This is a genomic window from Bacillus sp. FSL L8-0167 (assembly GCF_038630295.1).
In the GTDB taxonomy this organism is placed as follows: domain Bacteria; phylum Bacillota; class Bacilli; order Bacillales; family Bacillaceae; genus Bacillus; species Bacillus safensis.
This window is the reverse complement of record NZ_CP152027.1, coordinates 312,034-338,567: the sequence shown is the minus strand read 5'-3', so window position 1 is coordinate 338,567 and position 26,534 is coordinate 312,034. Positions and strand designations below refer to the sequence as shown.

Here is a 26,534-nt window from a genome sequence, read left to right as displayed (position 1 = left end):
AAGAGAACTCACCCTTGAGTTCTCTTTTGCTTTCTCACTATGGTTTTAATTGAATACGTTCAATTTTACCTACGATAAAGATGTACGACAATGCCCCGCCTAAAGCGACTAAACTGACGAATAAAATTCCTCCATTGTAAGAGCCTGTCGCCGACACGATGAATCCGATAATCAGCGGAGTGATGATCCCAGCTAAATTAGCAAAAAAGTTAAATACGCCGCCAGCCAGCCCAACCATTTCCCGCGGTGCCACCTCAGACAGCATCGTCCAAGAGATATTAGACAGTCCTTGCGCAAATGAAGCGATGGATAAAATGGTCAGCACAAGCGGGATATTTGTTGTAAAGTTTGCTAAAACAATGGTACTCGTCATCAGCAAGCCAACCACTACTGGCAGCTTTCTCGCTACATTCACTGATACGCCTTTTTTAAGCAGCCAATCAGACACATAACCTCCAAACAAGACGCCAAAGAATGCAGCAATGTAAGGAAGAGAAGCAGCAAAACCTACCTTGAGAAACGCCATATTTTTCGCCTCTGCCAAATAGGTCGGAAACCACGTTAAAAAGAAAAAAAGGGTAGACGCAACAGAGAATTGCCCAATATAAAGCCCGATCAATTTACGATATTTTAGAAGGGCGGCAAAGTCCGCCCATTTCAGCTTCTCCTGTGATGCGACTGTCAGCCCATCGCCTTGCCGGATTAATTCTAACTCATCTTCATTTATCTTCGGATGCTCTTTCGGTTCGTGATAATACTTGTACCAAAAGAAAGCAAATATGATACCGAGCGCACCTGCCGTAATAAAGACGGTTCTCCAATCGAAAGTCGTCATGATCCAAAAAAGAAGAGGTGTCGCAAAGGCAAGACCCACATACTCTCCAGCAGTATAAACACCTGTTGCAAAAGCCCGTTCCCGCCTTGGAAACCATGTGGTAACAATACGGTTATTTGCAGGAAAAGCGGGAGATTCTGTAATCCCAATAAACAAACGGCAGCCGAATAAAAAGGCAAAGCTGTTCGCAAACGCCTGTAAGCCTGTGAAAATAGACCAAGTAACGAGTGATATCCCATACGTTACCTTTGAGCCAAATTTATCGAGAATAAAACCGCCTGGTATTTGCATCGCTGTATATGTCCAGCTAAATGCCGAAAAAATCAAGCCTAATAAGGCAGGATTTAATTGCAATGAAGATTGAATCGCAGGAGCAACAATGGATACACTGGCTCGATCAATATAATTAATAGCGGTAATAAAAAACAACAGAATCAATATGCCAAAACGGGCTTTCGTTGGTTTCACATATACGGGCTGCAATTCATTCCCCTTCAGTTCTGAATGCACTTTCATAACCATCCTCCTTTGTTTCCGCAGCGTGCGGTTCGGTTGAGCGTATTAAATTACCCCTTTTTCTTCTAACTGCTTACACTCTTCTTCTGTTAAGCCAAGCATATTTGTTAAAATCTCATAATTATGTTCGCCTAAATCAGGTGCAATGTGACGGATACTTCCAGGTGTTTTTTCAAACTTCGGAATGATCCCAGGCACCTTCACTTTTCCAAGACGAGGGTGATGCACCTCGACGATATTCTCTCGTGCTTTAAATTGTGGATGCTCAAAAATATCTCGAATACTTAAGATTGGGCTCACAGGTACGCCATGTGTATCTAAAATTTCTAATACGTCATCCCTTGTTTTCGACGCGATCCATTGCGAAACGATCGCATCCATTTCTTTGTTATGCTTCAGCCTGGATGCATTGACCGCAAATTTTTCATTCTCTAGTAAATCTAATCGATTCATCGCCTCTGCCAATCGATTGAAGGTCGAATCTGTACTCGTCACAAGAACCAAATAATGACCATCCTTTGTCTCATAGGTACCGGCAGGGCTTGAATGTCCGCTCAGCCCCGGTGAACGCTCACGCACCTTCCCAAGCTTGTCATATTCTGCAACCAAAAACTCTAACATACGAAACACAGATTCATAGAGGGCCAAATCCACCATTTGCCCAGTTCCTTCTGGGTATGTATCCCTGTAATACATCGCTGTCACAGTAGCAAACGCCACGTAGATGCCAGCAATATAATCAGTGAGAGAAAAGGAAGGGCTGACTGGATGCCGGTCTGGAAACCCTTGAATATATGTAAAGCCGCTAAACGCCGTCGCTGGTGTTCCAAATCCGGCTTTGTCCTTAAACGGGCCCGTTTGACCATAACCCGATACACGAATCATAATTAAACGAGGGTTGATTTCTTTTAACACATCGTACCCAACGCCCCATTTTTCCAGTGTTCCAGGGCGGAAATTTTCAATCAGCACATCGACCTGACCCGCAAGCTTTTTAAAAATGTCCTTTGCTTCGCCTTTGTGCAGATCCAGTGTAAGGGATTTCTTATTCCGCGAGAGACCTGACCATCTAAGTGGTTCCCCATCTGCAAAAGGGCCGACGTGCCGCAGCGTATCGCCTTTGCCAGGAATCTCGACCTTGATGACCTCTGCGCCAAAATCCCCTAGAAGCACCGCGCCATAGGGTGCAGCAATCATCGTAGAGACGTCTAATATTTTTATTCCTTCGAGCGGTGTATTCATATTCATTGCTTGACTCCCTTTCATTCAAGTGATGAAGGGCTAAAATCATTCCTAATTTTAGCCCTTTTCATCTTTCTGATTGACCCGGAAAGCCCTGATGATTCAAAAGGAGAGCTTACCGGTGCAGGTTTTTAATCCTTTGGAAGCTGCCCTTGCGGTGTGTAGAGCCAAATGAGCCATAAAGGTTCATCTCCTGTATTGACATGCTGGTGCGGAACACCGTCTGGAATGAACATGAAATCATTTTGTTTAAAGGACTGCCTTTCTCCATCACAAATGACTTCGCCAGATCCTTTAATCACATAATCAAATTCCTCTGAACCCGGGTGATTGTGCACTGAACTTGCTTCCCCCGGTTCAAAAATGGTGAGACCCGCCATCATATGCTCTGATCCAACAGTATCTGGTGTAATGGTTTGAAATACCTTTCGAATCATTTGCTCCTCTGGACGATCTAAGCCTAACCATAATGGGTTCCCATCTTGAAACGGATTCAATACTTTAATTTTCATTGTTAATTCCTCCCTCGTTCTGTTTAATTCACGCTGACATGTGAGCGCTTTGAATTTGGTGAATAAATGTCATTAATATTCCAATGTCCATCCGTAGGAACAGGATCATTTTTCATCGCTACATCAATAACGCAAGGCTCCTGAGAAGCAATGGCTTCAGCTAAAGCTTCTTTGAATTCAGAAGCAGAGGTGATTTTAATCCCCTTCATCCCATAACCTCTCGCAACGGCAGCAAAATCCGGTGAATAGCTTTCTCCACCTTTTCTGAAAACAGTGCCGTACGTCGTTTCATAGTGCGCCATTTGCAAACCGGCTATTGTTCCAAATGCACTGTTATTCATCACAATCCACACAACAGGAATGTTCTCTTCAACTGCTGTTGCAAGAACGGATGGATTTTGACCGAAGCCGCCGTCTCCAACGAGTGACACAACAACACGGTCAGGCTGGGCAATCTTTGCCCCAAGTGCGGCAGGTGCTCCAAATCCCATCGTTGCAAAGCCGCCTGGCGTTAAAATGGTACCTGGCGTGAGCACAGGAAATTGCTGTCCGACCCCATTTTTGTTCCAGCCAACATCCGTTGTAATAAAGGCATCTGGCGGCAATACTTCCCGTACTTCCTGCAAAATACGCTGCGGCTTCATTGGGAAGGATTCATCTTGAACATTCGTCAGATTGCTAGCCTGAAAATCCTTACGATATAACGCAATTTCCTTTTTCAATTCAGGACGATCCAGCCCTTTTGGCAGTCTCTCTCTCGCCACTCGATTGAGTACAGTCAAGGCTTGCTTAAGATCGGCTACTGCTCCAATTTCAACAGGATAGTTACGTCCAATTTCATTCGGGTCAATGTCAATATGAATGAGCTTGGTTGATGGGAAGCGGAACGTATAATCTGATTCCCACGAGCTCGCATCAGCTTCAGCAAAACGGGTGCCTAAAGCCAATATATAATCTGCTTCTTTGCACTGATCATTGATAAATTTTGTCCCCCAAAACCCTGTCATTCCAAGAGTCATTGGATGATCATCCGGCATGGCTCCTTTCCCCATCAAAGAATGGGCGACAGGGATACTCAGATGGTCAGAAAATGCCTTTAATTCTTCAGCTGCATCAGCTAATATAATGCCTCCCCCTACATATAAGAGCGGTCTTTCTGCCTGCAGCAATCGATCCAATATCCGATTGGCCGTTTGATCATCAATAGAAGGTTTTTCAATGGTGTGTGTATGATGGTTGATTTGTTCAAACAAGGACACATCTAGGTCCTTTGAGAAAACATCCATTGGAACAGAAATAAGCACCGGGCCAGGACGGCCGCTTTCAGCTAACTGAAATGCTTTTGATAAAATCTCTGGAAATAATTCTGGAATATCGACTCGCCATGCTCTTTTCACAAACGGCCGGTAAATTTCGTATTGAGAGGCATCGGAATGAAGATTGATCTCTTGATGTGGGTGCTTTCCGTAATAATGACTTGGGACATCTCCTGCAATGACAACCATTGGAATGGAATCAAGTGCTGCATTCGCTACCCCTGTTGCCGCATTGGTGAGTCCGGGTCCTAGATGACTGAGAACAACAGCCGTCTGTTTCTTTGCCCGCGCATAACCATCAGCTGCATGTGCCGCTATCTGTTCATGCCTGACATTGACAAATTGAATCGAGCTTTTTTCAAGCGCTGATAAAAAAGCAATATTCGTATGACCGCAGAGACCGAAAATATGCTCGACTCCCCGATTTTCTAAGTACTGAATAACCTGTGTAGAAATATTCTTCTTCATGTTTCTCTCCTCTCTCGGTGCAGCTATGAATCTGCTACTCACTTATTCTTTGAAAACACAATAGATAGAACATTGTTCAAATCCTGTATCGCCACTTGCCCGGGAGCTGAGCTTTCTTTCCCTACAGCAAAGGTCATGACAGATCCAAAAAGTCCGCCAATCATTCTTGTAAAAGCCCCGTATTCCCCCATTGCCATTGAAATAACGGGAATTGACAGCTGCTTTTTCGCATGGCTGGTCGCCGAGAGCAGTGTTAATGCATCGTCATAGGAATACGGCATCACTGCGATCTTTGCGATGTCGGCGCCGACTGATTCTGCATTGACGAATAGCTGCACGAGGCGATCTATCTCAGGGGTACACTCGAAATCGTGATACGACACAATCAAGGTGACCCCATTTCTTTTAGCCGCCTGACTGACTTGCTGTATATGTGTCACATCATGCATCAATTCATAATCAACGGCGTCCACAAGCTGAGTGGAACAAAGCTCGGCAAGCAGAGAAACCTTCTCAGTTTCTGAGAGTGATATACTTTCGCCGCCCTCCTTTTCAGAGCGAATCGTGAATAAAAATGGGATACCCTTTGCCTTTTCTACCATTCCCTTAAGGGTTTCTATCACTTGTTCCTTGTCATGAAGGTGATGAAAAAAATCCGCCCGCCACTCTATCACATCAGGATTTTTCTCAGTTAACACCTCGACCTCATGAAATAATTCTTCCTTTGTTTGTCCGATGAGCGGCGTACAAATCATTGGCTGACCGCCTGCCTGCACACTTTTTACCTTTTGCTGAAATGCATTCACATCCAAACGCCCCTTTCACAGACCCTGTGGAAGCACGACCATTTTGGTTTCGGTCATCTCCTCAATGGCGAAACGCGGACCTTCTCTTCCAAGGCCACTTCGCTTAATCCCGCCATAAGGCCAATGATCCAGTCTAAAATTCGATGTCCCATTGATGACAACCCCGCCAGTTTCAAGCTCTTTTGCTGCGTGCAACGCCACATCCAGCTGATTCGTAAAGATCCCTGCCTGCAAACCATATCGGCTATCATTTGCTTCTTTAATTGCCTCCTCCAGCTCCTCATAAGGGAGAATGCTGACAACTGGGCCGAACACTTCCTCACAGACGACCTTGGCCTGTTTCGGAGGGTTTAGCAAAATAGCCGGTGTGATGCTCGCTCCATTTCTTTTCCCCCCGCATAAAATCTGGGCACCCATGCTCTCTGCCTCTTGTATCCATGCCTCAACACGCTTTGCCGCCTGGACATCAACCATACAGCCGATATCACTCTCGCTGGACAGCGGATCTCCAACGACAAGCTGCTCTACTTTTTGTTTTAATACCTCAGTAAACGACGGCATCATTTGCTGATGGACATAAATTCTTTGAACAGAAATACAGCTTTGACCGGAATTACTAAAGCCTGTTTTGGCACACATGGATGCGGCTTGTTCAATATCTGCATCGTGATGAACAATCGTCGCGCCATTCCCTCCGAGTTCGAGCAGTACCTTTTTCAATCCCGCAGAGGTTGTAATGTGTTCGCCTCCGGCAGCCCCGCCGGTAAAAGAGATGAGATTCGTTCTTTCATCAGTGACTAACTGTTTCCCGGCCTCGACCCCGCCAATCACAAGCTGCAAACCAGCCTCAGGAAACCCTGCTTCGAGAAGGAGTTCGACAAACGCTGTGGCAACAGCTGATGTTTGCGGTGCGGGCTTCAAAATGATGACATTCCCTCCCGCAAAGGCCGGACCGACTTTGTGGCAAATTAAGTTGAGCGGTGCATTAAAAGGGGTAATCGCCAGCACAACTCCGACTGGTACTTTAAATGTCATGGCCATTGCTCCCTGTCCGCGTGATGATACATTGCCAGGAATGGTCTCACCTATTAATCGATTCGCTTCTTCCGCCGACTGTGCCAGTGTCTCGATTGATCGCGAAACTTCATCTCTTGTATTTTTAAGCGGTTTGCCTAATTCTAGCGAAATCAGTTTTGCAAAATGGTCTTTTTGTTCTTCAAGCAAGGCGGCTGCTTTTGTTAGAAGCTTTGAGCGTTCGATTGCCGATATTCCCGCTATTTGTTTTTTAGCCTGCTGCGCAATAGAAAGTGCCTGTTCTATGTCCTCTGATGAGGCGAGATAAGATGTACCGATCCTTTCTCCTGAGTAAGGATTGATGATATCTGTTTTCACACGACCGGTATCCAGCCACTCGCCGTTTATATATGACAACGCTTTTAAACCACTCAAATTTTTTCTCCCTCCTTCAAGTGCCGCGTTCCATGTCCTGCATAACGAACCAATCTTTCTTCATTCGGACAAGGTCCTTTCACGAGGGCTCCCTTTGTGAGCTCCTCATATGCATGCGCCACGATGCCCATTCCTCTGGATAAGGAAAAAATGCCTTTTGCTGCTTCTGCTGGAATGTTTAATTCACATTGGATGGCAGCAGATACACCATCTATATTCATCGTGATTTTCTTCCCTTTCAGTTGTTCAAGCTCATGTCTAATCGCTTCGGCTAACCTTAAATATGTGCCACTGATAAGACCTTGCTGGACATGTGTGTGACTCAGCTCATATAGACGTCTCACCCTCGGATCATCATCATGAAGCTGATGGCCGATTCCCGGGATTTTTTCCTTGCGATTTAACCATGTTTGACACACTTGCTTTGCCGCAGCCTGTATATCCTTTTGATCATCGTAGACCGCTTTGGCCTCGTATAACATACGCATGGCCTTCTCTCCGGCTCCGCCATGAATGTCACCTAATAGATTCACCCCTGTTGCAACAGAGGAATTAAACGAAATGCCGCAAGTCACCGCCATTCTAGCTGCTGCAATAGATGGCGCTCTTGGTCCATGGTCCGCACCTGCGACAAGAACACTTTCAAAAAGAGCTGCTTTTGAATCATCCAATAATTCACCAACAAGCAGTAAATAGAGCATTTGTGGATACGACAATTCACCAATCAGTTCTTCAATCGGATACCCTCGTAGTTCAATTGAATTTTTTTGAATATGACTAATCTCAGTCTCCCACCATGCGCCTCCCTCTTTGTAAATTTCCAGTGCACTTCGATTTTTCATTGTGTGAATCATTCCTTTAGCTTCTTATTTGGAGGTGAATCACCCCTTTATTCCATTCAGTGGAATCTAATTTCACTTTTCGGAATGTGGTTTCATTGTAAGCGCATTCTTTTTGTTCGTCAATTATTTTTTCTGAAAATACTGTCAATAGAAGTGAAATTAAGTGAATCGAACTAATTATGTTTGCTTTTTTTGATCAAAAAAATCGATATTTAGTTAAATGGACTTAAGTATATCGTTCTACTAATTTAATGAATTTTTGGTTATTTTGTCAAATCCACTTGAAATTCGACATAAAAAAACCTCTCCATCATCGGAGAGGTTTCTTTTTATTTCCACCAGTCATCAAACATGGAAGCAGGTACTTGGCGTTTATGCTCTGATTGAACATAACGCTTTTCAATCGCTTCTGCTGCTTGATCTGAGACTGATTTTCCTTCTAAGTAATCATCAATTTCATTGTACGTAATGCCGAGTTCTGTTTCATCCGTTTGCTGAGGTTTATCATCCAGCAGATCGGCTGTTGGTTTCTTTAAATACAGGCGTTCCGGTGCTTCTAGCGCTTCTAAAAGCGCCCGTCCTTGGCGTTTTGTCAAACCTGTGAGCGGGAGAACATCTGCACCGCCATCACCATACTTCGTGAAGAAGCCGGTTACTGCTTCAGCTGCATGATCTGTACCGATGACAAGCAATCCTTCCTCACCACCGACAGCATATTGCGCGATCATTCTCATGCGAGCTTTGACATTTCCTTTATTAAAGTCAGACAATGGGCCGTTCGTTTCCTTTTGATATTGATCACTGAATGCTGACACGGCAGGTGCAATATCATATTTCCACGACTTGTCTGGCTGAATAAATGATAGGGCGAGCTGTGCATCATCTTCATCCTGCTGCACACCATGCGGAAGGCGTACCGCAATAAAGACCGCATCCTCTTTTCCTTCTTGACGAAGCTCACTGACAGCAAGCTGTGCAAGACGTCCGGCAAGCGTTGAATCCTGCCCGCCGCTAATACCGAGAACAAATCCTTTTGCCCCAGTTTTTTTCAAGTACTCTTTTAGAAATCCAACCCGTTTTTCGATCTCCTGCTTTGGGTCAATTGAGGGCTGCACATGCAACTCTTGGCTGATCTTTTTCTGCAAACTCATACACTTTTCCTCCTAAGCATCCTCTACATGAAGAGAACAGGTTTTACTCACAATTCATTGATTTAATAACGTTTTTTGAATCTTCATTATACCATGTTTTCATCAAGAACATTTTGTTAGACGTTCCCCTATTTCTTAGATGATCAAACATTCACAAGTGAAAAAGACCACGTCTTTATGGACTGGTCCTTTTCTTTTTTAATCGATTTCTACTCGTATGGATGTACAGCTTGATCCATTACACTTCCCAATATCAGCAGGACATGCAGACACGGCCACAATGAGGTCCATTTCAGCCCGCAGGCGAATGTAGTCACCGGGCAGCGATTTTGGCAGCTCGACAGACAGCTTTCCTTTTTCATCAATGACTGTATTCATAAAGGCATTAAAAGGATAGTACATATCCTCCTTTGGAATCCCAAAGGGCTCAAAGGCAGTCCGCAAATTGTCGTAGCATGTATGCATGACCTCTAAGTGCGTCCGGCCGTATAAAAGCTGATACATCTCTTGCCGGCAGGCGGGCATGTATAAATCATGGCATTCTACTGTATCTTCAATGATCGTAAACATCGGTTTATATAAATTAGAATAAAGCTTATCGCCTTTTTTCACTTTAGACGAGAACAAACTGTCCATCGTCGCACCTTGGTCAAATTTTTCATAAAAATCTTTTTCATGATAGGCCATCACATCTGCTACTTGCTGGCCTTCGACATCAACCACTCGCATACATTGGCCTTTTCCTAAACGAAAGCCGAGTCTTCCCTTTGGTAAAATGACGTGTTCTCCGTTCATCACATGCACTCCTTTCCATGACAGTATGCCCAAAATGTCCCCTTGATCATGTATAAAAAAAAGAGGCGGTCACAAGCTAATGTCATTGAAACAGAAAGGTGTTGCACTTGCATTGAAAGAAGAACAATCTTTATCTTGGTGGCAGCTTTCTCTCATCGGAGTCGGCTGTACAATTGGCACTGGGTTCTTCCTTGGTTCCAGCATCGCCATTACAAAATCCGGTTATTCCGTCTGCATCTCCTTTTTGCTTGCTGCAGTGGGAACGTATCTCGTCTTTAAACATTTAGCTGCGATGACAGCTGATAATCCTGATAAAGGGTCATTTTGTTCCTATGCTCGTAAAGCATACGGACGCTGGGCAGGGTTTAGCAATGGCTGGGTGTATTGGTTTGCAGAAATGCTGATTACAGGAAGTCAGTTAACCGCCATTTCTCTATTTACCCGCCACTGGTTTCCTTCTGTTCCGCTTTGGGTGTTTTCTGCAATTTATTCCGCTCTTGCCCTTCTTGTGATTATCATTGGGCTTTCTTCTTTTCAAAAGACAGAAAATGTTCTTGCGGTACTGAAGACAGCGGCGATTTTTCTGTTTATGATTCTTGCAGTGCTTGTGTTATTCGGCATTTTGACAGAACATAAACCGACCCTTCATCTGCCTAACAAGGATCACGAATGGATGCCTCTTGGTCCGCTTGGTCTTTGGAATGGATTGATTTACGCATTTTATGCATTTGGGGGAATTGAAGTCATGGGGCTGATGGCGGTTCATTTAAAGGACCCGAAGGATGCGGCAAAAGCTGGACGTGTCATGCTGATCATTCTAGCAGTCATCTATATCGTCTCAATCGGACTTGCTCTCTTGCTTGTCCCAGTGACAGCCTTTAATGAGAACAGCAGTCCATTTATTACTTCATTAGAGCCGTTTCATTTATCGATCTTTCTTCATATCTTTAATGGCATTTTCATTATTGCTGGTTTTTCGACATTGGTTGCCTCTCTCTATGCGGTCACAACGCTGCTCGGCACAATGTCAGAGCATCAAGATGCACCTGCTTGTTTTAAACAAAAAGATCCATCGCATGTGAGATGGTCTTCGATTATCTTAACTGCTGCTGGCTTAATTGTCTCGATTTTGCTTGCACTCTTTTTGTCCAAACACATCTACGAGCATCTCACAACAGCAGCCGGTCTTACCCTGCTGTACACATGGATTTTTATTCTGTTCTCAAGTAAAAAGCTATCCAAGCCATCCACCCGCCAAACGTGCGAAATGATTCTTGCGCTGCTCTTAATTGGAGCCGCTGTATCAGGCACATTAACGGAGGCAAGCGGACGACCTGGCTTTTTTATCAGCCTTGGGATCATTGCAGTGATTGCCATCATGGTGCTATTTATGAGGAAAAAGTGGAAGCAGGATCAGACCGCATCATAATTTCATCATGTTTTTTAATGCAGTAAATGGACATTTGGCGGAGGCTGGTTTCTCCGCCTCTTCATCTGGGAGAAAGTATTGCTTCCATTCATGATTGGTCGGATCCCCGTACCATTTTAATGATGGATGAACACTGACCTCATCATATGCTTTGAGCCGCTTGCGAACGAGCTGGCTCATTTTTTGTCCAAACTTGGTCGATCCATTCATTTTCTCAAACACCCACCTAGGCTGAAATGCCATCAAGAGATAAGGGAAGTGGCGGCTTTTTCTGAGCTTATGAGCAGGTGTGGAACACAAAATAAAATACGCCTCACCATGGAAGCAATACTCCCACTCATGATGATGAGTATCTAATGGGATCTCCTCAGGCCACGGTTCTTCATCTTTATGATGCAGCCGCTGAAGCAGCGACCAAAACTGCTGCTCAAACTCTTCAAGCGAACTTTCCTGTAAGTCCTGCGGTGTTTCAAAAAAACAGATAAATGAAGCATATTGACCGGTTTCTTTCGCACAGCCTTGATATTCTCTCAGCAGCTGGGCTAATTCATCAACCGCTTCCTCTTTCCTAGGGTCGCCGACAAACCCATAGCGTAAATGATCGAGAAAAAATCCCTGTCTTCCGGGTACACATGGGAATGTATCGGCTTCATCTCCTACCATCTTGCCAAATCGTGTGAAAGCATCCTGCTTCCATTCTTCTAGTGATCGTAGATTTTGATCAAGGCAACTTTTTGCATACAGCTGGGCCATTTCTTTACACCTCGTTTTAGCGTCTTCTCCATAGCCTATGAGGTGCAAATGGCTGTGGTGACTGTCCTTCCACGACTTTCCTAGCGCATGACAAAATGGGGTTTCTATTCAAATTGAGCAGGTATTTGTTTCTTTAATTCTATTATGTATGATCAGACTAGTGTAAGTTAATAGAGAGCCTTTCGCCATACCTACGATCGATTATTCATCAAAAAAACGGAATCCAGCACCCAATAAATAAGGGCTGCGCAGAAGCTAAACAGATAGACTTTATAGCTCATGAACACAACAAGCCCATAATCAATCCATAAAGCCAAAGCCGAACAAACCAGCCATGCCGCAATAAAATAAATCAGTAAGTCACGGCTTCGAAACCTCTTAGGATGCCGGTGTAAAACAAACTGAATCGGTGCAGCAAAAATGACATAAGCTGACAAAATGAACAGGCTGGTCATCTCCACATAACTAAAGCCCACTTCAGGCGGCATGAATAAAAACGTATAAACGAATGTTGCTGTGATGACTGATAAAATCAGCATACACACATAGTTGAATACTGGCAAAAACATACGCATAGCAGAAGCTCCTTCAAACCATTTAATATTCCACCATTATTCAAGAATGTGTTATGTCTGTCAATCCTTACAAAAAAACAGACTGAATGTGTCAGTCTGCTTCAGATTATTGACAAAGGACTAAAATGATCTTTATTTTAGCCCTTTGTCTTCTATTCAGCGTGATAGAAAACCTTTGCAGTCTAGGAAGAGCGAGCATCGGAGCAGAGCGAATTTGACATTCGTGAGCACCGGAGCGCAGACCTGACAAAGAATGCGAGGGTTTGTCTACACGCTGAAACAGACTGAATGTGTCAGTCTGTTTTCTACCCAATCAACGCCATGATCCCCTGATACCCAAAATAGGCGCCGAAACCAAGTAAAGATAGACCTGCAAGAACGGATAAGCCATGTAAAACACGTTCACTTAAATAACGCCTAAACGAACTAGCAAGCAGCGCCATACTGAAATCCCAGATCAGCATGCCGATAAAAATAGCCATACTGTACATGAGCATTTGGGAAGCTCCATACTTTTCGATCGTATTGGCTAAGATGCTGCCATAGATGCCAAGCCAAAACAAAATACTGAGCGGATTAGAAAGAGAAATGAAAAATCCGGTCATAAACGATTTGCCAATTGATGTGTTTTCGCTGTCTTTTTTCGGACTCTCCTGCAAATTGATTTTACGCAGACTTTCAATGCCGGTATAGGTCAAAACGAAAAAGCCGAACAGCCACAAAAAGGTTTTTACAAGAGGTGCAGTCAAAAGCTGGGCGACACCAAAATAGATGAGAAGCATATAGACAATATCCGCAGCCATAGCCCCTACACCAAAAATCCACGCATGCCAAAATCCACTTTTAATCCCTCTGTCGATTTGGGCTGCATTGACTGGCCCAACAGGCGCTGAAAGTGACAACCCTAAAAATATATAACCAAAAAACACCGCCACATAGACGTCCTCCTTTTGATGCTGACTTGTACATGTTATTCAAACTTTCTGCGTTTTAGTACAAGTCCTTTGTCATCATTTCAGGCGGATGCTTAGCGGTCTGCTTTCAGTGCCGACTGCTGCGCGTGTATTGTTTCTTTTTTCTTAGAACGATTCATTTGAATCGCAGCTGCAAACAGAAGAACAGCTAAGAAGGCAAATACAAAGACGGCACTTGCCGCTCCTGCCCATTCCAGACTAAATCCAATCAAAAAGGACAAGCAGGCTCCGCCTAAGCTTGCGGCTGCAATAAAATAACTCGTCGCCTCATCGATGGCATTTTCAATCATTAAGGCAGATGCTGTCAGTGCGATTGGGAACATGCCCGCTGCGCAAAGGCCGATGAAAAAGATGAGAATCAACTGCGCGGTGATGTGGGTTGTCAGAGCGAATATCACAAGCAGCAGAATCATCAGAGATGCGCTTAGCTTTAAAAAACGCAGCGGATGCAGCTGATCGGCTTTTCTCGCAATTACGGTTCTGCCAATGACGATCGCTGTCCAGAAAGTAGAGACCGCAAAGAGGCCCCAATTTTCTCCCCCTTTTTCCAGCATGATCGACGGCAAAAAATTCGCAAAGTTCGTTTCAATCCCTGCGTAGAAAAAGGCAAAGCAAATCATGATCACCACAATCATTCGATTATTTCGATCAACAAGCAAGGACGGTTTCCTCGTCCCTTCTGAGGAAGGAGCATCCATCTGTCCGTGAGGCAGTTTGTTCATAAAAACAAGCCAAAGCATAAGGAAAAATGTCAGCGCACCCACCTGAAATAAAAACACATACTGCCATGTCTGTTCTGTGACAGTCAGCAGAATCACTAGCGGGAATAACAGCGCACCTAATCCAAAAAAGACCTCCATGATACTGATTCGCTTTGCACTATTTGCCATCGAAATGACATATGCACCAGCTGTTGTCTCAAGACTGCCTGCGCCGCTCCCAAGAAAAAAACCTGCCAGCACAAGCGTTGTCCAGCCCGGCACCAATAGCCCCAGCAGAAGTGAGCCGATCATCAGCAAAAGACCCATGGTCAGCACAGCGCCATAGCCTTTTTTTCTCACTAGAATGGGGGATAACAGAACGCCTGTCAAAAAACCAATAAACTGAAAAAAAATTAAAGATGATAATTCCCCGGGGCCTTTATCGTAACTCGACAGCAAATAAGGCGTTAAGCTGCCAAAAAACACATGAATGGTCCCAATAAAAAAATAAAAGACACAGCCAAAATAAAATACCTTTTTCATCTTTTCACTTCCTCTAAAAAGGAGCGGAGTCATCACATCCTCCGCTCCACCTCTTTAATATGCCTGGGCAGAGACGACTGCCTCTTCCCTCTCAAAGCATGTATTGAGCGCAGCCTGCGCGCGATAACCATCTTCAAAATCAGCGACCTTCATATGAGATGGGTATGGATCAGTATTCACCCAATGCATCAGCTGATCGCGGAATGTATCGGACCATCCGTAAAATTCATTTGGCGGATCTGTCAGCAAAGTTTGCGGCATTTGATGACGCTCCACACACAATCCATCACTGATCTCATATTCGTTTTTCATGTTCGTATGGTATTTGAATACCTTGTCATGTCCAACGACTTCTACACTAAATCCACATTCCTCAGGCTGCGTGCTTTTGGATGTCACCAAATGAAAGAACACTTGATTCTCCATCTGCCCGAAAATTTCGGTATGATCATCCACCTGAACCTTTTTCTCTTCTTTTTCCTTTACATGTGTCAGCATCTTGGTGTTAAGTGATTCTTTCTTCATTTCACTGCCAAATAAGTACCACAGCATATCAATCAAATGAATGCCAAGATCCCCTAGTGCACCGCTCGTACGCAGACTTTCGCCGCTGTCTCTCCATGAAAATGTCTTTCTTCTAAGGGCACTGTTTTTCTTAAAATGAGTTCTAACAGTTAAAATGCGGCCTAATTCACCGTTAGCAATCAAGTTTTTCAATATATTCACAAAGGATAAATAACGATAGTTAAAGCCCATACTGGCTTGAACTTGGAACTGTTTGGCTGTCTCCACCATTTCCTTCGCTTCCTTCAGCGACACAGCCATCGGTTTTTCACATAAAATCGGCTGTCCTGCTCTTAGCGACTGAAGGGCATGGTCCTTGTGACAAAAATTAGGAGAAGCAATGATCAACCCATCAGATGCATCTGCCAGTGTCTCGATACTTGAATACACACGTCCGCCGTACTGTTTAATGAATCCCTGTGCGACCGACTCATGCAAATCATAGACACCGGATAATTCTGCACCTTTGATCGTTGATAATGCTCTTGCATGTGCTTTTGCAATATTCCCTGCTCCAACAATTCCAATTTTCTTCATGAATGTGCCTCCTCATGTTTATACATCACTGTTTTCAGTGTTTCATAGATTCCTTTTGCATACCCATGATGACAAATTTGGTGATGGTGCCGTTTGGCTTCGGCTGTCGCATTTTGGACAAGGAAACCGTGTGTGACGGATTGAAGCATCCGCAAATCGTTCCCACTATCACCAAAGGCAAATCCTTGATCTTTCGATAAATCATATTGGTTCAGCATAAAACGTACAATTTCATCCTTCCCTGTTCCGACTGGTAAAAAATCGACATCATAGCAATCCTCAGGATCTCCTGCAAGCGGGTTGCATTTGTTGATGTTGACCGCCACGCCTCGCTCTTTAGCCAGTGTTTGGATAAATGATAGATGATGAAGATCCGTCCGCTCATCCTGCTCCTGATAATAGAAATTCTTCTTATACCCTGAGCTGCCCAGCTGCGTTTGCGGCCTAAGGGAAATTCCCTTTTCTCGGATAGTTTTCAGGATGTCTTCGATTTTTTCATCTGAAAAGCCCTGCGCATCCAGCCTCTTCATCCACTCTGCATCCGGCTGTCCAAAATGAGCATCCGACGTATATACAATCTCAGTCCCTAAGTTCGACGCAATGAAATGCGGGAATTGATGAAAACCGCCTTTTTCCATTTTGCTCGTGACAGAATCGAGACTGCTTCCCGTCACCCAGCCCAGCAAGAGCTGTCCCGTTTCACTCTTTTCTGCTACAAAGGCTTCCAGCCGCTTGATATCCTCTCTCTGCTCCTCTGTCATTCCGTGAGAATAATACGTTTCATCAAAGTCACAGAAGACGATCCACTGCGGATTCTTCGGCTGATTCAGCAGTTTTTTATTGAATGGAAGACTTGATAACATGTTGAACCCCCTCGATGACCTTCTCCTGATCTTGCAGCGGCATTCCTGGATAAAGCGGCAAATGAAGTAATTGCTGTGCTGCTTTTTCCGTGTGTGGAAGTGTCGTTTGTCTATATTTTTGAGAAACAAGATTTGTTTGATGCTGATGCGATAGAACCGGGTAATAGACATCTGTCTCTATGCCCATTTCCAGCAATTTCGCTGCCAGTTCATCGCGGTCTCCCTTCAGCACTCTGATCGGGAATAGATGCCAGACATGATCATCCGTCAGCTTCGGAAGCTTCATGTATCCTTCATCCTCAAGCGGTTGCAGCTGGTCAATGTACCGCTTGGCTAAATAAAAACGTTTAAAGTTTTGCAATCCTAAATACTTCATTCGTTCAAGTCCGATCGCTGCCTGCAAATTATCAATTTTCGAATTAAAGCCGTAGTCACTGCGTTTGACATTTTTCTTTCCAGCTTCAAAGCCGTGATAGCTGATCTCCATGCATTTTTCCGCTAGGGCCTCATCATTTGTAGCGATGGCTCCTGCCTTTCCGCAGACCCCAAGGTTTTTGTATGGATTAAAGCTGAGAACAAGTCCATCTCCATAAGCGCCAAGGCCGCTGCTGCCAATCGCTTGACAGCCGTCTTCAATGATTTTCAGCCCATGCTGTTTCGCAATCGCCGAAATCTCCTTCATATCCGCTTGCTTTCCATATAAATGAACCGGTAGAATGCATACCGTTTTATCTGTGATATGCTTCTCTATTTCACTCGGTGAGAGGCAGTAGGTTTCAGGATCAATATCGGCATAAACCGGAACAGCCCCAATGGCGAGCACTGCATTTTCTGTTGCAGCAAAGCTGTTTGCCGGCAAAATCACCTCGTCTCCTGGATGGACGCCTGCTGATATGAGACTGATCATCAATGCATCTGTTCCACTTGACGTGGCAATGACATATTTTTTCCCTAAGTACTCAGCAATCGCCTTTTCAAACGTCGGAATATATGGCCCTGAAGTAAAACGGCCAGAGCTCAATACTTCCTTCAGCACCTGCATAATATCATCGATTTCATCTTCTGAAATCAGTTTGTCAACTGGCAGAAACGGTATCTTTTTTTCCTTATTTTGTTTATAATGGAAGAGAATTTTTTCCAAACCTGTGCGCTCTATATCTTGCTCAAGGAACGTCACCAGCTTTTCATTTGCTAGATGCTTTTCAACTGAATCGGCCTTTACTTGAACACCTTGATTGATCATATCCAGCAAAGGAAGATAATCCTTGCTTTTACCTGATATCTTCGTCAATATTTGCATTCCATTCCCTCCAATTAATCAATTCCTTTTGTTAATATTTAACTTGTTTCACATTGTAAATGATGTTATCGATTTCAGAACAATAACTTTGTGTAAAGGATTTGTTAATATGTGTACAATTTATGAAATTGCCAAACGCTGCGGGGTTTCAACCACCACCGTTTCCAGAGTGCTAAACCATCACCCATATGTGTCAGAAGAAAAGCGGCAGCTCATTTTACAGGTGATGAAAGAAATGGAATATACACCAAGTTCAGCAGCCCGCACACTAAGGTCACATCAGACAAAGACCATTGCTGTGTCTGTTCCAGCTGTGGATCATCCTTTTTTTGCACAATTGATTAAAGGCATTTCAAAAGAAGCCCTTGATCAAGGATATAAAGCCATCGTGCTTCAGACGTTTTATCAAGAAGCATTGGAGCTTGAAGGGCTTCAATTATTAAAAAGAAAAGAAGTAGATGGGGTCATATTAGGGGCATTAGAAAATCAGTGGGAAAAGATCGAGCCATTTTTAACAAACGGCCCCATTGTCATGGCAAATGAATATCATCAAACAGCAAACATCCCGATTATTGGATACGATGAACGGGAAGCCGCCTATAAAGCGGTGGACTATTTGATTCGGTCGGGGCGAAAATCGATTGGGTTTTGTTTTGATACAGAAAGCAGTGAAGCGCAGAAGCAAAGGAAACAGGGCTATCTTGATGCACTCTCTGCTCACGGTTTGCCGCTGCAAGACGATTGGCTGTTTGGAGAGGCTTTTACCATTGAAGACGGCTTTCGCTTAATGGAGGTCATCCATCACATGAAGGAAGAACCTGATGCCATTTTCACCGGCAATGATCAAGTCGCAGCTGGGCTCATTAAACAGGCCATTTCATATGGCTATCAAATCCCCAAGGATCTAGCGGTCATCGGCTATGACAACCAAGACATATGTGAGGTGACAGCTCCAACGATCACCACGATTGACATACCGATCGTAGAGCTTGGCCAGCGGTCTGTACAGCAAATGATCGCACTCCTGCAAGACCAAAAACCATTGCAGCGTGAACATATCCAGCTGCCTACCCGGCTCGTGACAAGAGAATCTACATAAAGAAAAAGACTGAGATTTCTCTCAGTCTTTTTTAGTCTATCAACCTATACAAATTGAGCAAGAATGAATGTCCATATACATACAATACCGAGCAGAATGAAACTGTACTTCACGGTTTTTTTGAAGAGCTCAGATTCTTTCCCTGTTTCTCCAACAGCTGCTGTAGCGATAGCGATAGATTGTGGAGAAATTAATTTCGCCATCACACCACCGGTCGTATTCGCCCCAATTAACAAACCTGCTTGTGAGCCGATTTGAGAAGCAGTGACCGCTTGAAGGTTACCGAATAAGGCGTTGTTACTCACGACAGATCCCGTAATAAACACGCCGATCCAGCCAAGCACCGGGCTGACAAGCGGGAACAAATCGCCTGTTTTGGCAAGAGCAAGTCCAATGGCTGAACTTAGTCCAGCAAAGTTTGCCAGGTTGGCAAAGCCCATGACAAAACAAATAGTAAGAACAGGAACCCAAAGCTCTTTCACCGCTGCTTTTAAGCAGACAGCGCCTTCTGTTAATGTAATATGTCTGCTAAACAGCCCTGTCAGCATGACCGCAATCAGAATGGCAGTACCCGTTGCACTGATGACATCAATTTTAAAGATCGCATCAATTGGTGTTTCCGTTTGGGCAATTGGTGGTAATTTCACAATTTGCTGATGTAAAAAGGGCATTTTCACTAAAATGGTCGTCCAGTTAAGCGGTCCTCCTACAGCAAACAATGCTTTAAATGCCGGCAGACTCCATACTGTAATAACAGCAGTTAAAATATAGAACGGAGACCATGCTTTCAGTATTTCAACGCCGCGATACGTTTGTTTTTGTTCAATATCTGGCGCTCCTTCTTCACGATAAATGTGTTTTGGCTGCCATTTCCGAAGGAATAAAGCTAAAACTCCCATACTTGCCAAGGCAGAAATAATATTGGCAAGCTCAGGTCCCATCGTCACCATTGTGACAGCTTGCAAAATGGCATAGGTTCCACTCACAACAAGCAAGGCTGGCAGCGTTTCTTTGATTCCTTTGAATCCATCTACAATCAGAATGAGGAGGAACGGAATACAGAATGAAATAAACGGGATCGTATATACAAGGGTTTGAGATAACGCAAGCGGCGTCATATTGCCCATTTGCGCCCCTGTAATCACTGGAATGCCTACAGCACCAAATGCACCAGACGCAGCATTGGCAATTAAGCAGAGCATCGCAGCTTTCAGCGGTTTAAACCCAAGCTCTGTTAAGAGAGCGGCACTGATCGCAATCGGTACACCAAACCCAGCAGCTCCCTCTAAAAATGCGTTAAAGCTAAAACCAATTAATAAGAGCTGAAGACGTTGATCTTGAGAAATTCCTGCAATACTAGATCGAATGACATCGAACTTACCAGATTTCACGGCAATTTTATAGAGCCATACCGCCATGATGACGATATATCCAATCGGCCACAGCCCATTAGATATACCGAGCAGCACAGCAGATAATGCCTTTTCAACTGGCATATGAAAGAAGAAAACAGCTGTTACAAAACTGACGATTAAGGTAAAACAAGCGGCTAAAACACCTTTTAGCTTAAAAACGGTTAATGCAAGAAGGAAAAACAAGATTGGGAGCATTGCCACCAATGCACTGACGAATTCATTACCAAACGGATCATATATTTGCTGCCACATAGTGATTCATCCTTTTCTGCTCAGATAGGTTGCTTTTGATTGATTAAAAATGAGGAGCCAAAATCTCTTTTAACACATTCACACTGTGTGCAAATTTTTCTTTCTCCGTGTCGTTCAATGCAAGCTCCATTACTTCTGTTGCGCCATTTCGATTCACAAGGGCAGGTACACCAATGTAGACATCTTCTGCTCCGTACTCTCCATCTAAGTAAGTGCTGACAGTTAAAATGCTGTTTTCATTGTGCAGGATCGCTCTTGTAATGCGGGCTAAACTCATTGCTACGCCGTAGTAAGTGGCGCCTTTTTTCTCAATGATTTGGTAAGCGGCATGACGGACATTTTCCATGATTTCATCTAAGTCTTCTTGTTTGTATTGATCATTTCTCTTCATTAATTCTGTAATCGGCACACTTCCAATATTCGCATGACTCCAAACAGCAAGCTCTGTATCTCCATGCTCGCCAATGATGTACGCATGCACGTTGTGTGCCGCTGCGTCAAAGTACTCACTGAGCATGTATCTAAATCTTGCCGTATCAAGCGTCGTACCACTGCCAATCACTCGTTCTTTTGGAAGACCACTGAATTTCCAAGTCGCATATGTCAAAATATCGACTGGGTTTGTGGCCACTAAGAAAATACCGTCGAATCCACTTTTCATCACGTTTTCTACAATGCCTTTAAATATATTTAAATTTTTCTCAACAAGGTCAAGTCTTGTTTCACCTGGCTTTTGGTTTGCACCAGCACAGATACAGACGATATCTGCATCCTTACAATCCTCATAATCTCCATACCATGTATTCACAGGATGCGGCGCAAATGCTTTTCCGTGGTTTAAATCCATCACGTCACCCATTGCTTTGTCTTGATTCAAATCGATGACAACCAATTCATCTGTGATTGCTTGATTTATTAATGTAAAGGCATAACTGCTGCCGACGAAACCTGCTCCAATAAGGGCTACTTTGTTTACTTTTTCGTTTGTCATTTATCTCATCCTCCTGAGTAAAACTAGGCTGTTTTTCTTATGTGAAGTATTTCACATTCTTATTGTGCAACATTTCACAAACTTTTGCAAGAGGGCTGCTCAAAAAAAATATGTAGCGAATTTGTGAACACATTTATTGTGCTTTCAAAGCGCCCGCTCCATACATATTTCCACAAGAAAAAAGCTGCCAAACGCTCGTCGGCAGCTTCCTACATATTTAATAAGGTCCCCAGTTGATCATGACCCCGATACAAATAAATACAAGACCGATGACAAACCAAATGAGGGCAAGCGGCACCATAAAACGCAGCCACTTTACATAAGGAATACCACTTGCAGCAAGCACAGCCATCAACACACCGGAAGTCGGATTGATACAGTTGACCACCCCTTCACCAAGCATTACCGCTTCTACAGCTACCTGTCTTGTGATGCCCATTAAATCAGCGAGCGGCGCAAGAATTGGGATAAAGACAACGGCTTCTCCTGATCCTGATGAAATCAAAAAGTGAAGAAGCGCACTCGCAATATACATCCCGATCGCACCAGCGATGGGACTAAAGCCTGTCAGCATACTCGCCAAGCCATTGACCACTGTATCAAGCAGCTTCCCGTTTTCTAAAATGACCGAAATACAGCGTGCCATCCCAACAATAAGTGCGCCGTATACAAGGCTTTGGCATCCGATAATAAACGTTTTCGCAATATCATTGGCAGCTAATCCGCCGAGCAGTCCAGCGATGATAGCCATAAAAATGAACACACCCGCCATTTCCTTATCGGTCCAGCCAAGCTGAAGTGCGCCATATAAGAAACCTCCAAGTGACAATCCGCACACCGCTAAAATCAGCTTATGTCTGCCAGTAAATGCAGGCTTGTCCACAGATTCCGCATCGGCTCCGCCAAGCCCCTTAGCAGGAAACCATTGATCGCCAAGAATGCTTCCCTTTTCTTTATTCTTCAGACGTCTTGTATATAAATAGATGTACACAATACTAGAAATAAGAAAACAAAGATAAATAATGACACGCAGGCCGATGCCAGAAAAGATCGGCAGCTCTGCAATTGTTTGTGATAAACCTAATGGAGATGGAGATAAAATCGTTGCGTTAAACCCTGCATAACAGCCGATGTATATGACAGCGGCTCCTGCTACAGCATCCCATTTCAAGGATCGTGCCACAATGATGCCGATTGGAATAAACCCAATGACAGAATTCACGACAATTCCGGTCGTTCCAAGGACTGAAAATAATCCCCCAACAATACAAATAAACAATAATTGCTTCGTTTGAAACCGGCTGATGACATGGTGAATCATCCCGTTAATAGCACCTGTCTTCTCCAAAATGGCAATGGTTCCGCCCGTAAATAGAATCAGAAAAATAATAGAAGAGGACCCTACCATTCCTTCTTGTATCGCTGTGAAAAAGCCAACTGGACTCACTGGTGATTGATCAATACGGTGATAGCTGCCAGGAACGGCTGTTGTGATCTCCCCAGATGTCTTTCGGTCAAACTCACCCGCTGGTACAAAATACGTTGCTATTGTACAAATCAGTGCAATCATAAATAAGAGAACATACGCATCCGGCATTTGAAGTTTTCGTTTTTGTTTCTCTGGTGCTGATACTGTCGCTGTTTTCATGTGTCAAAACCCCTTTGTCCCGATCGGAATTTCACTTAATTTTCAGAATAATCAAATGATGTGTTATATTATAAACACTGTTGATATTTAAGATCAATATTATTTCACTAAAATAATGTTTTGACAGATTATCTGTCAGCAAGGAGGCTTCTCATGACAACTTTGACAAACGAAATGAAACAAACCGTGACAGACATCTTTGAACACTTGCATGCCCATCCAGAAATCAGCTGGGAAGAAACAGAAACGACTGCTTATATTGAAGATATATTGAAAAAATTGGGCTGCAAAACTCAAACATTTGACGACTGTACAGGGGTGATCGGTGAAATTGGAGAAGGCGCACCAGTGGTCGCTGTGAGAGCTGATATTGATGCACTTTGGCAGGAAGTAGATGGTGAGTTTCAAGCCAATCATTCATGCGGCCACGATGCACACATGACAATGGCTCTCGGCACCTTCATGGCATTAAAGGAAAAAGAACGCCCGAACGGCACGATCCGTTTCATCTTTCAGCCTGCCGAGGAAAGAGGCGGCGGTGCGCTGAAAATGATTGAAAAAGGTGTGCTCGCAGATGTCGATTACTTATATGGCGTACATGTGCGCCCAATCCAAGAAACATTAAACGGACGCTGCGCTCCTGCTATATTGCACGGATCAAGTAATCATTACGTCGGCACCATTATTGGCGAGGAAGCGCACGGTGCACGTCCACACCTTGGCGTCAACGTCATAGAAGTGGCTTCAACCCTCGTGCAGAGACTCGCGCATATCCATGTCGATCCAAGAGTCGCGCATTCTGTCAAAATGACCAATTTACATGCTGGCGGGGGCAGCTCAAACATCATCCCAGGCAAAGCCTCTTTTACATTAGATGTACGGGCACAAACAAACGAAGTGATGGATGAACTAGAAAAAGAAATTGAAAGAGCGGTTCATTCTGTAGCAGATGCCTTTGGCGCTTCCATTACACTTTCAACAGACCATCGTCTGCCTGCCGCCACCTTAAATGAAGAAGCTGTCCAGATCATGTCTCATGCAATTGAACAGGTTTTAGGTAAAGAGCAGCTTGATCCCCCGATCGTCACAACAGGTGGAGAGGACTTTCACTTTTACGCAGCAAAGCTTCCCCATATCAAATCCACGATGCTCGGTTTAGGCTGTGATTTAAAGCCCGGTCTTCATCATCCGTATATGACCTTCGACCGCTCTGCTATCTTTACTGGCATTGAAATTTTGACCGAGGCTGTCTATCAAACACTCCAGCAGCATTCATCATAAATGAAAAAGCCACCCGCCTTCTCTTCAGGGCGGGTGGTCTGCTTTATATTACGCATTCAGATCTGCCATGGCTGGAACGTTGATTTCTTTCACGCAAGATACCCTTGATAAATGAATCACACATCTCGCAAGCTCCACAATATCCTGAACAGGGATTCTCGTTTCATCATAAAGAGTGATGGCCTTTTCGGCTCCATCTTCATACGGAACCTCCGCCGCAAGTTCTCCTGGATTGATACAGGTGACGGATATTTTATCTTTCCTCACATGCTCTCTCAGTGCATTCACAATTCCGCGCAGGCCAAATTTAGATGCAACAAACGAGACCTGCAGCAGGTTCGTATGATCGAGACCCGCCGTTGAGCCAATGACGATGATTTTTCCATTCTCCGATTTCCTTACGTGAGGAAGCAGTGCCTGGATGTACGTAATGGTTGAGGTGACATTCACATTGATTAAATGTGCAATATCCTCTGGCTGATCGTGATCAAAGGAATAATCGTCTTCAAAGCCTCGTTTTTCCCATAAACCGACGTTATAGATGAGTACATCAATCGTCTTGTTCTCAAGTGCTTCGAGCATATAAGGGATATGTGTTTGGCTTGATAAGTCGATTTTCAGCCAAATTCTATGTACACCGTCATCTATATTCAAACTGCTTGGTTCACTTCGCGACACAATCCAGACTGTATCTCCACTTGATGGAAGACCTTTTACAAAAGCATCTCCTAACCCTTGACTTGCACCGAATATGATATAGTTTTTACTCATAGCTCCTCCTTCTAGGACACACAAACTGTAAGCGTTTTATACCTATATCATACAGATTCTAAGAGACCGGCGCCCCTTTTATGCTCGTCTTCACTTATTGATTGGCGCAGCTACTGGATTTCCTTTAATTCGACTGGTAATGCACGTGCCTCTATAAAGCTTATGACCATTTCTGTAAAAAGTTCTTTCTTTTCAAAAGTAAATGTATGCCCAATACCGGGAACAACGACGCCTGTTGCCTTCGGATGTGAATTCGTTATTTTTTTTGCTGACCGTTTCATGATGCCTTTTTCTTTTTCTCCCACTGTGACAAGAATGCGTGCCTTCGCTTGCTGAAACGTGTCTGGGAGCTTGTAATGGAGGTTTTCCTGAAACATCGTAAGAAGGGTTTTCTTTTGCAGATGTTTCGATTCCGCCGCATAATGATGCAGTACATGTTGCGGGAGCCCCATCTTTTCGGCTTGGAGCTGAATAAACCAATCTTTCTTTAATAATGGATACGTCACTGGCAAAAGGGGCCTGACCATGAAGTGGAGCCATGGCAAAGGCATTACAAGAGCGCTATTTATAACTGCTATGTCTACGATATCCGGCTCTCTTGATAACACATCAACGGCAATCTGCGCACCTAAAGAAAATCCAATCAGAATCACTTGACGGCCATTCGCGTTTTCCTTGATCCATGAGATGACTTCACGGGTGCTTTCATTCATTGAAAATATCTGTTCTTTTGCTCTTGTCCCGTGTCCAATGAGATCAGGGGCAAAGCATTCATACGTATTTTTCAATATTTCAACCTGCTCCTGCCACATCCAGCTGCTTACTCCTCCACCATGCAGAAAAATCATGATTGACTTATCCATCGCCCGACAACTCCATCCTTCTATATAAGAAAAAAGCAGCCGC

General features: G+C 44.0%; 24 protein-coding genes. 3 read left to right on the top strand and 21 right to left on the bottom strand.

The window, feature by feature from the left end; all coding sequences use genetic code 11:
- Positions 1–37: 37 nt before the first annotated feature.
- The 9 genes from MHB66_RS01820 to MHB66_RS01780 form a co-directional block, all read right to left on the bottom strand.
- Positions 38–1,351 carry an MFS transporter gene (locus tag MHB66_RS01820; protein WP_046313771.1) on the bottom strand — a complete coding sequence of 438 codons (1,314 nt, stop codon included), beginning with the start codon at positions 1,349–1,351 and terminating at the stop codon, positions 38–40.
- A gap of 45 nt (positions 1,352–1,396) precedes the next feature.
- On the bottom strand, positions 1,397–2,599 hold the full coding sequence (locus MHB66_RS01815; protein ID WP_080943496.1) for a CoA transferase: 1,203 nt from the start codon (positions 2,597–2,599) through the stop codon (positions 1,397–1,399).
- Positions 2,600–2,724: 125 nt separating this feature from the next.
- Positions 2,725–3,105 (bottom strand): cupin domain-containing protein, encoded by a 381-nt coding sequence (locus MHB66_RS01810; RefSeq protein WP_041116575.1) that lies wholly within the window; start codon positions 3,103–3,105, stop codon positions 2,725–2,727.
- A gap of 23 nt (positions 3,106–3,128) precedes the next feature.
- Positions 3,129–4,889: a thiamine pyrophosphate-binding protein gene (locus tag MHB66_RS01805; protein ID WP_034283256.1), complete on the bottom strand. Its 1,761-nt coding sequence runs from the start codon at positions 4,887–4,889 to the stop codon at positions 3,129–3,131.
- Between the two features lie 38 nt (positions 4,890–4,927).
- Positions 4,928–5,701: a type I 3-dehydroquinate dehydratase gene (aroD, locus tag MHB66_RS01800; RefSeq protein WP_046313769.1), complete on the bottom strand. Its 774-nt coding sequence runs from the start codon at positions 5,699–5,701 to the stop codon at positions 4,928–4,930.
- A gap of 9 nt (positions 5,702–5,710) precedes the next feature.
- The gene (locus MHB66_RS01795) at positions 5,711–7,144 is read right to left on the bottom strand and encodes an aldehyde dehydrogenase family protein (RefSeq protein ID WP_046313767.1); all 1,434 of its coding nucleotides are present in this window, start codon (positions 7,142–7,144) and stop codon (positions 5,711–5,713) included.
- Positions 7,141–7,998: a citryl-CoA lyase gene (locus tag MHB66_RS01790; protein WP_080769807.1), complete on the bottom strand. Its 858-nt coding sequence runs from the start codon at positions 7,996–7,998 to the stop codon at positions 7,141–7,143. Before MHB66_RS01790 ends, MHB66_RS01795 begins: the two co-directional genes overlap by 4 nt.
- 317 nt (positions 7,999–8,315) lie before the next feature.
- Entirely contained in the window at positions 8,316–9,137 is an 822-nt protein-coding gene (gene nadE, locus MHB66_RS01785; protein ID WP_046313765.1) for an ammonia-dependent NAD(+) synthetase, read from the bottom strand.
- A gap of 198 nt (positions 9,138–9,335) precedes the next feature.
- The gene (locus MHB66_RS01780; protein WP_034283248.1) at positions 9,336–9,932 is read right to left on the bottom strand and encodes an urea carboxylase-associated family protein; all 597 of its coding nucleotides are present in this window, start codon (positions 9,930–9,932) and stop codon (positions 9,336–9,338) included.
- Positions 9,933–10,011: 79 nt separating this feature from the next.
- Between MHB66_RS01780 and MHB66_RS01775 the strand changes: the two genes are divergently transcribed.
- Positions 10,012–11,361, top strand: a complete 1,350-nt coding sequence (locus MHB66_RS01775) for an amino acid permease (RefSeq protein WP_046313762.1) — start codon at positions 10,012–10,014, stop codon at positions 11,359–11,361.
- Here the strand turns inward: MHB66_RS01775 and MHB66_RS01770 are convergent.
- The 7 genes from MHB66_RS01770 to MHB66_RS01740 form a co-directional block, all read right to left on the bottom strand.
- Positions 11,356–12,114, bottom strand: a complete 759-nt coding sequence (locus MHB66_RS01770) for a YqcI/YcgG family protein (RefSeq protein ID WP_034283243.1) — start codon at positions 12,112–12,114, stop codon at positions 11,356–11,358. The genes MHB66_RS01775 and MHB66_RS01770 overlap by 6 nt on opposite strands.
- A 191-nt stretch (positions 12,115–12,305) precedes the next feature.
- Positions 12,306–12,689 carry a UPF0715 family protein gene (locus MHB66_RS01765; RefSeq protein ID WP_034283242.1) on the bottom strand — a complete coding sequence of 128 codons (384 nt, stop codon included), beginning with the start codon at positions 12,687–12,689 and terminating at the stop codon, positions 12,306–12,308.
- Between the two features lie 305 nt (positions 12,690–12,994).
- Positions 12,995–13,624: a LysE family translocator gene (locus MHB66_RS01760; RefSeq protein WP_024424337.1), complete on the bottom strand. Its 630-nt coding sequence runs from the start codon at positions 13,622–13,624 to the stop codon at positions 12,995–12,997.
- A gap of 92 nt (positions 13,625–13,716) precedes the next feature.
- Positions 13,717–14,907 (bottom strand): MFS transporter, encoded by a 1,191-nt coding sequence (locus MHB66_RS01755; protein ID WP_046313761.1) that lies wholly within the window; start codon positions 14,905–14,907, stop codon positions 13,717–13,719.
- A 54-nt stretch (positions 14,908–14,961) separates the two neighbouring features.
- Entirely contained in the window at positions 14,962–16,008 is a 1,047-nt protein-coding gene (locus MHB66_RS01750; RefSeq protein WP_024424339.1) for a Gfo/Idh/MocA family oxidoreductase, read from the bottom strand.
- The gene (locus tag MHB66_RS01745; RefSeq protein ID WP_046313759.1) at positions 16,005–16,871 is read right to left on the bottom strand and encodes an HAD-IIB family hydrolase; all 867 of its coding nucleotides are present in this window, start codon (positions 16,869–16,871) and stop codon (positions 16,005–16,007) included. The genes MHB66_RS01750 and MHB66_RS01745 overlap by 4 nt, the downstream gene beginning before the upstream one ends.
- Positions 16,846–18,171, bottom strand: coding sequence for a DegT/DnrJ/EryC1/StrS family aminotransferase (locus MHB66_RS01740; RefSeq protein WP_046313757.1), 1,326 nt, complete (start codon positions 18,169–18,171; stop codon positions 16,846–16,848). The genes MHB66_RS01745 and MHB66_RS01740 overlap by 26 nt, the downstream gene beginning before the upstream one ends.
- Positions 18,172–18,280: 109 nt before the next feature.
- On the opposite strand from MHB66_RS01740, the gene MHB66_RS01735 reads away from it, so the two are divergent.
- The gene (locus MHB66_RS01735; protein WP_046313756.1) at positions 18,281–19,270 is read left to right on the top strand and encodes a LacI family DNA-binding transcriptional regulator; all 990 of its coding nucleotides are present in this window, start codon (positions 18,281–18,283) and stop codon (positions 19,268–19,270) included.
- A 44-nt stretch (positions 19,271–19,314) separates the two neighbouring features.
- Here MHB66_RS01735 and MHB66_RS01730 read toward each other — a convergent pair whose 3' ends face one another.
- The 3 genes from MHB66_RS01730 to MHB66_RS01720 all read right to left on the bottom strand — a co-directional run bounded on the left by MHB66_RS01730 (position 19,315) and on the right by MHB66_RS01720 (position 23,576).
- Positions 19,315–20,937: an L-lactate permease gene (locus MHB66_RS01730; protein WP_041116558.1), complete on the bottom strand. Its 1,623-nt coding sequence runs from the start codon at positions 20,935–20,937 to the stop codon at positions 19,315–19,317.
- Positions 20,938–20,980: 43 nt separating this feature from the next.
- Positions 20,981–21,928: an L-lactate dehydrogenase gene (locus MHB66_RS01725; protein WP_034283234.1), complete on the bottom strand. Its 948-nt coding sequence runs from the start codon at positions 21,926–21,928 to the stop codon at positions 20,981–20,983.
- A 217-nt stretch (positions 21,929–22,145) separates the two neighbouring features.
- Positions 22,146–23,576, bottom strand: coding sequence for a YfcC family protein (locus MHB66_RS01720; RefSeq protein WP_046313754.1), 1,431 nt, complete (start codon positions 23,574–23,576; stop codon positions 22,146–22,148).
- Positions 23,577–23,729: 153 nt separating this feature from the next.
- On the opposite strand from MHB66_RS01720, the gene MHB66_RS01715 reads away from it, so the two are divergent.
- Entirely contained in the window at positions 23,730–24,857 is a 1,128-nt protein-coding gene (locus MHB66_RS01715; RefSeq protein WP_034623963.1) for a M20 peptidase aminoacylase family protein, read from the top strand.
- Positions 24,858–24,905: 48 nt separating this feature from the next.
- Here the strand turns inward: MHB66_RS01715 and MHB66_RS01710 are convergent, their stop codons facing one another.
- Positions 24,906–25,628 carry an SDR family oxidoreductase gene (locus MHB66_RS01710; RefSeq protein ID WP_046313751.1) on the bottom strand — a complete coding sequence of 241 codons (723 nt, stop codon included), beginning with the start codon at positions 25,626–25,628 and terminating at the stop codon, positions 24,906–24,908.
- A 110-nt stretch (positions 25,629–25,738) separates the two neighbouring features.
- Entirely contained in the window at positions 25,739–26,491 is a 753-nt protein-coding gene (locus tag MHB66_RS01705) for an alpha/beta hydrolase (RefSeq protein WP_046313749.1), read from the bottom strand.
- Positions 26,492–26,534: the final 43 nt, after the last annotated feature.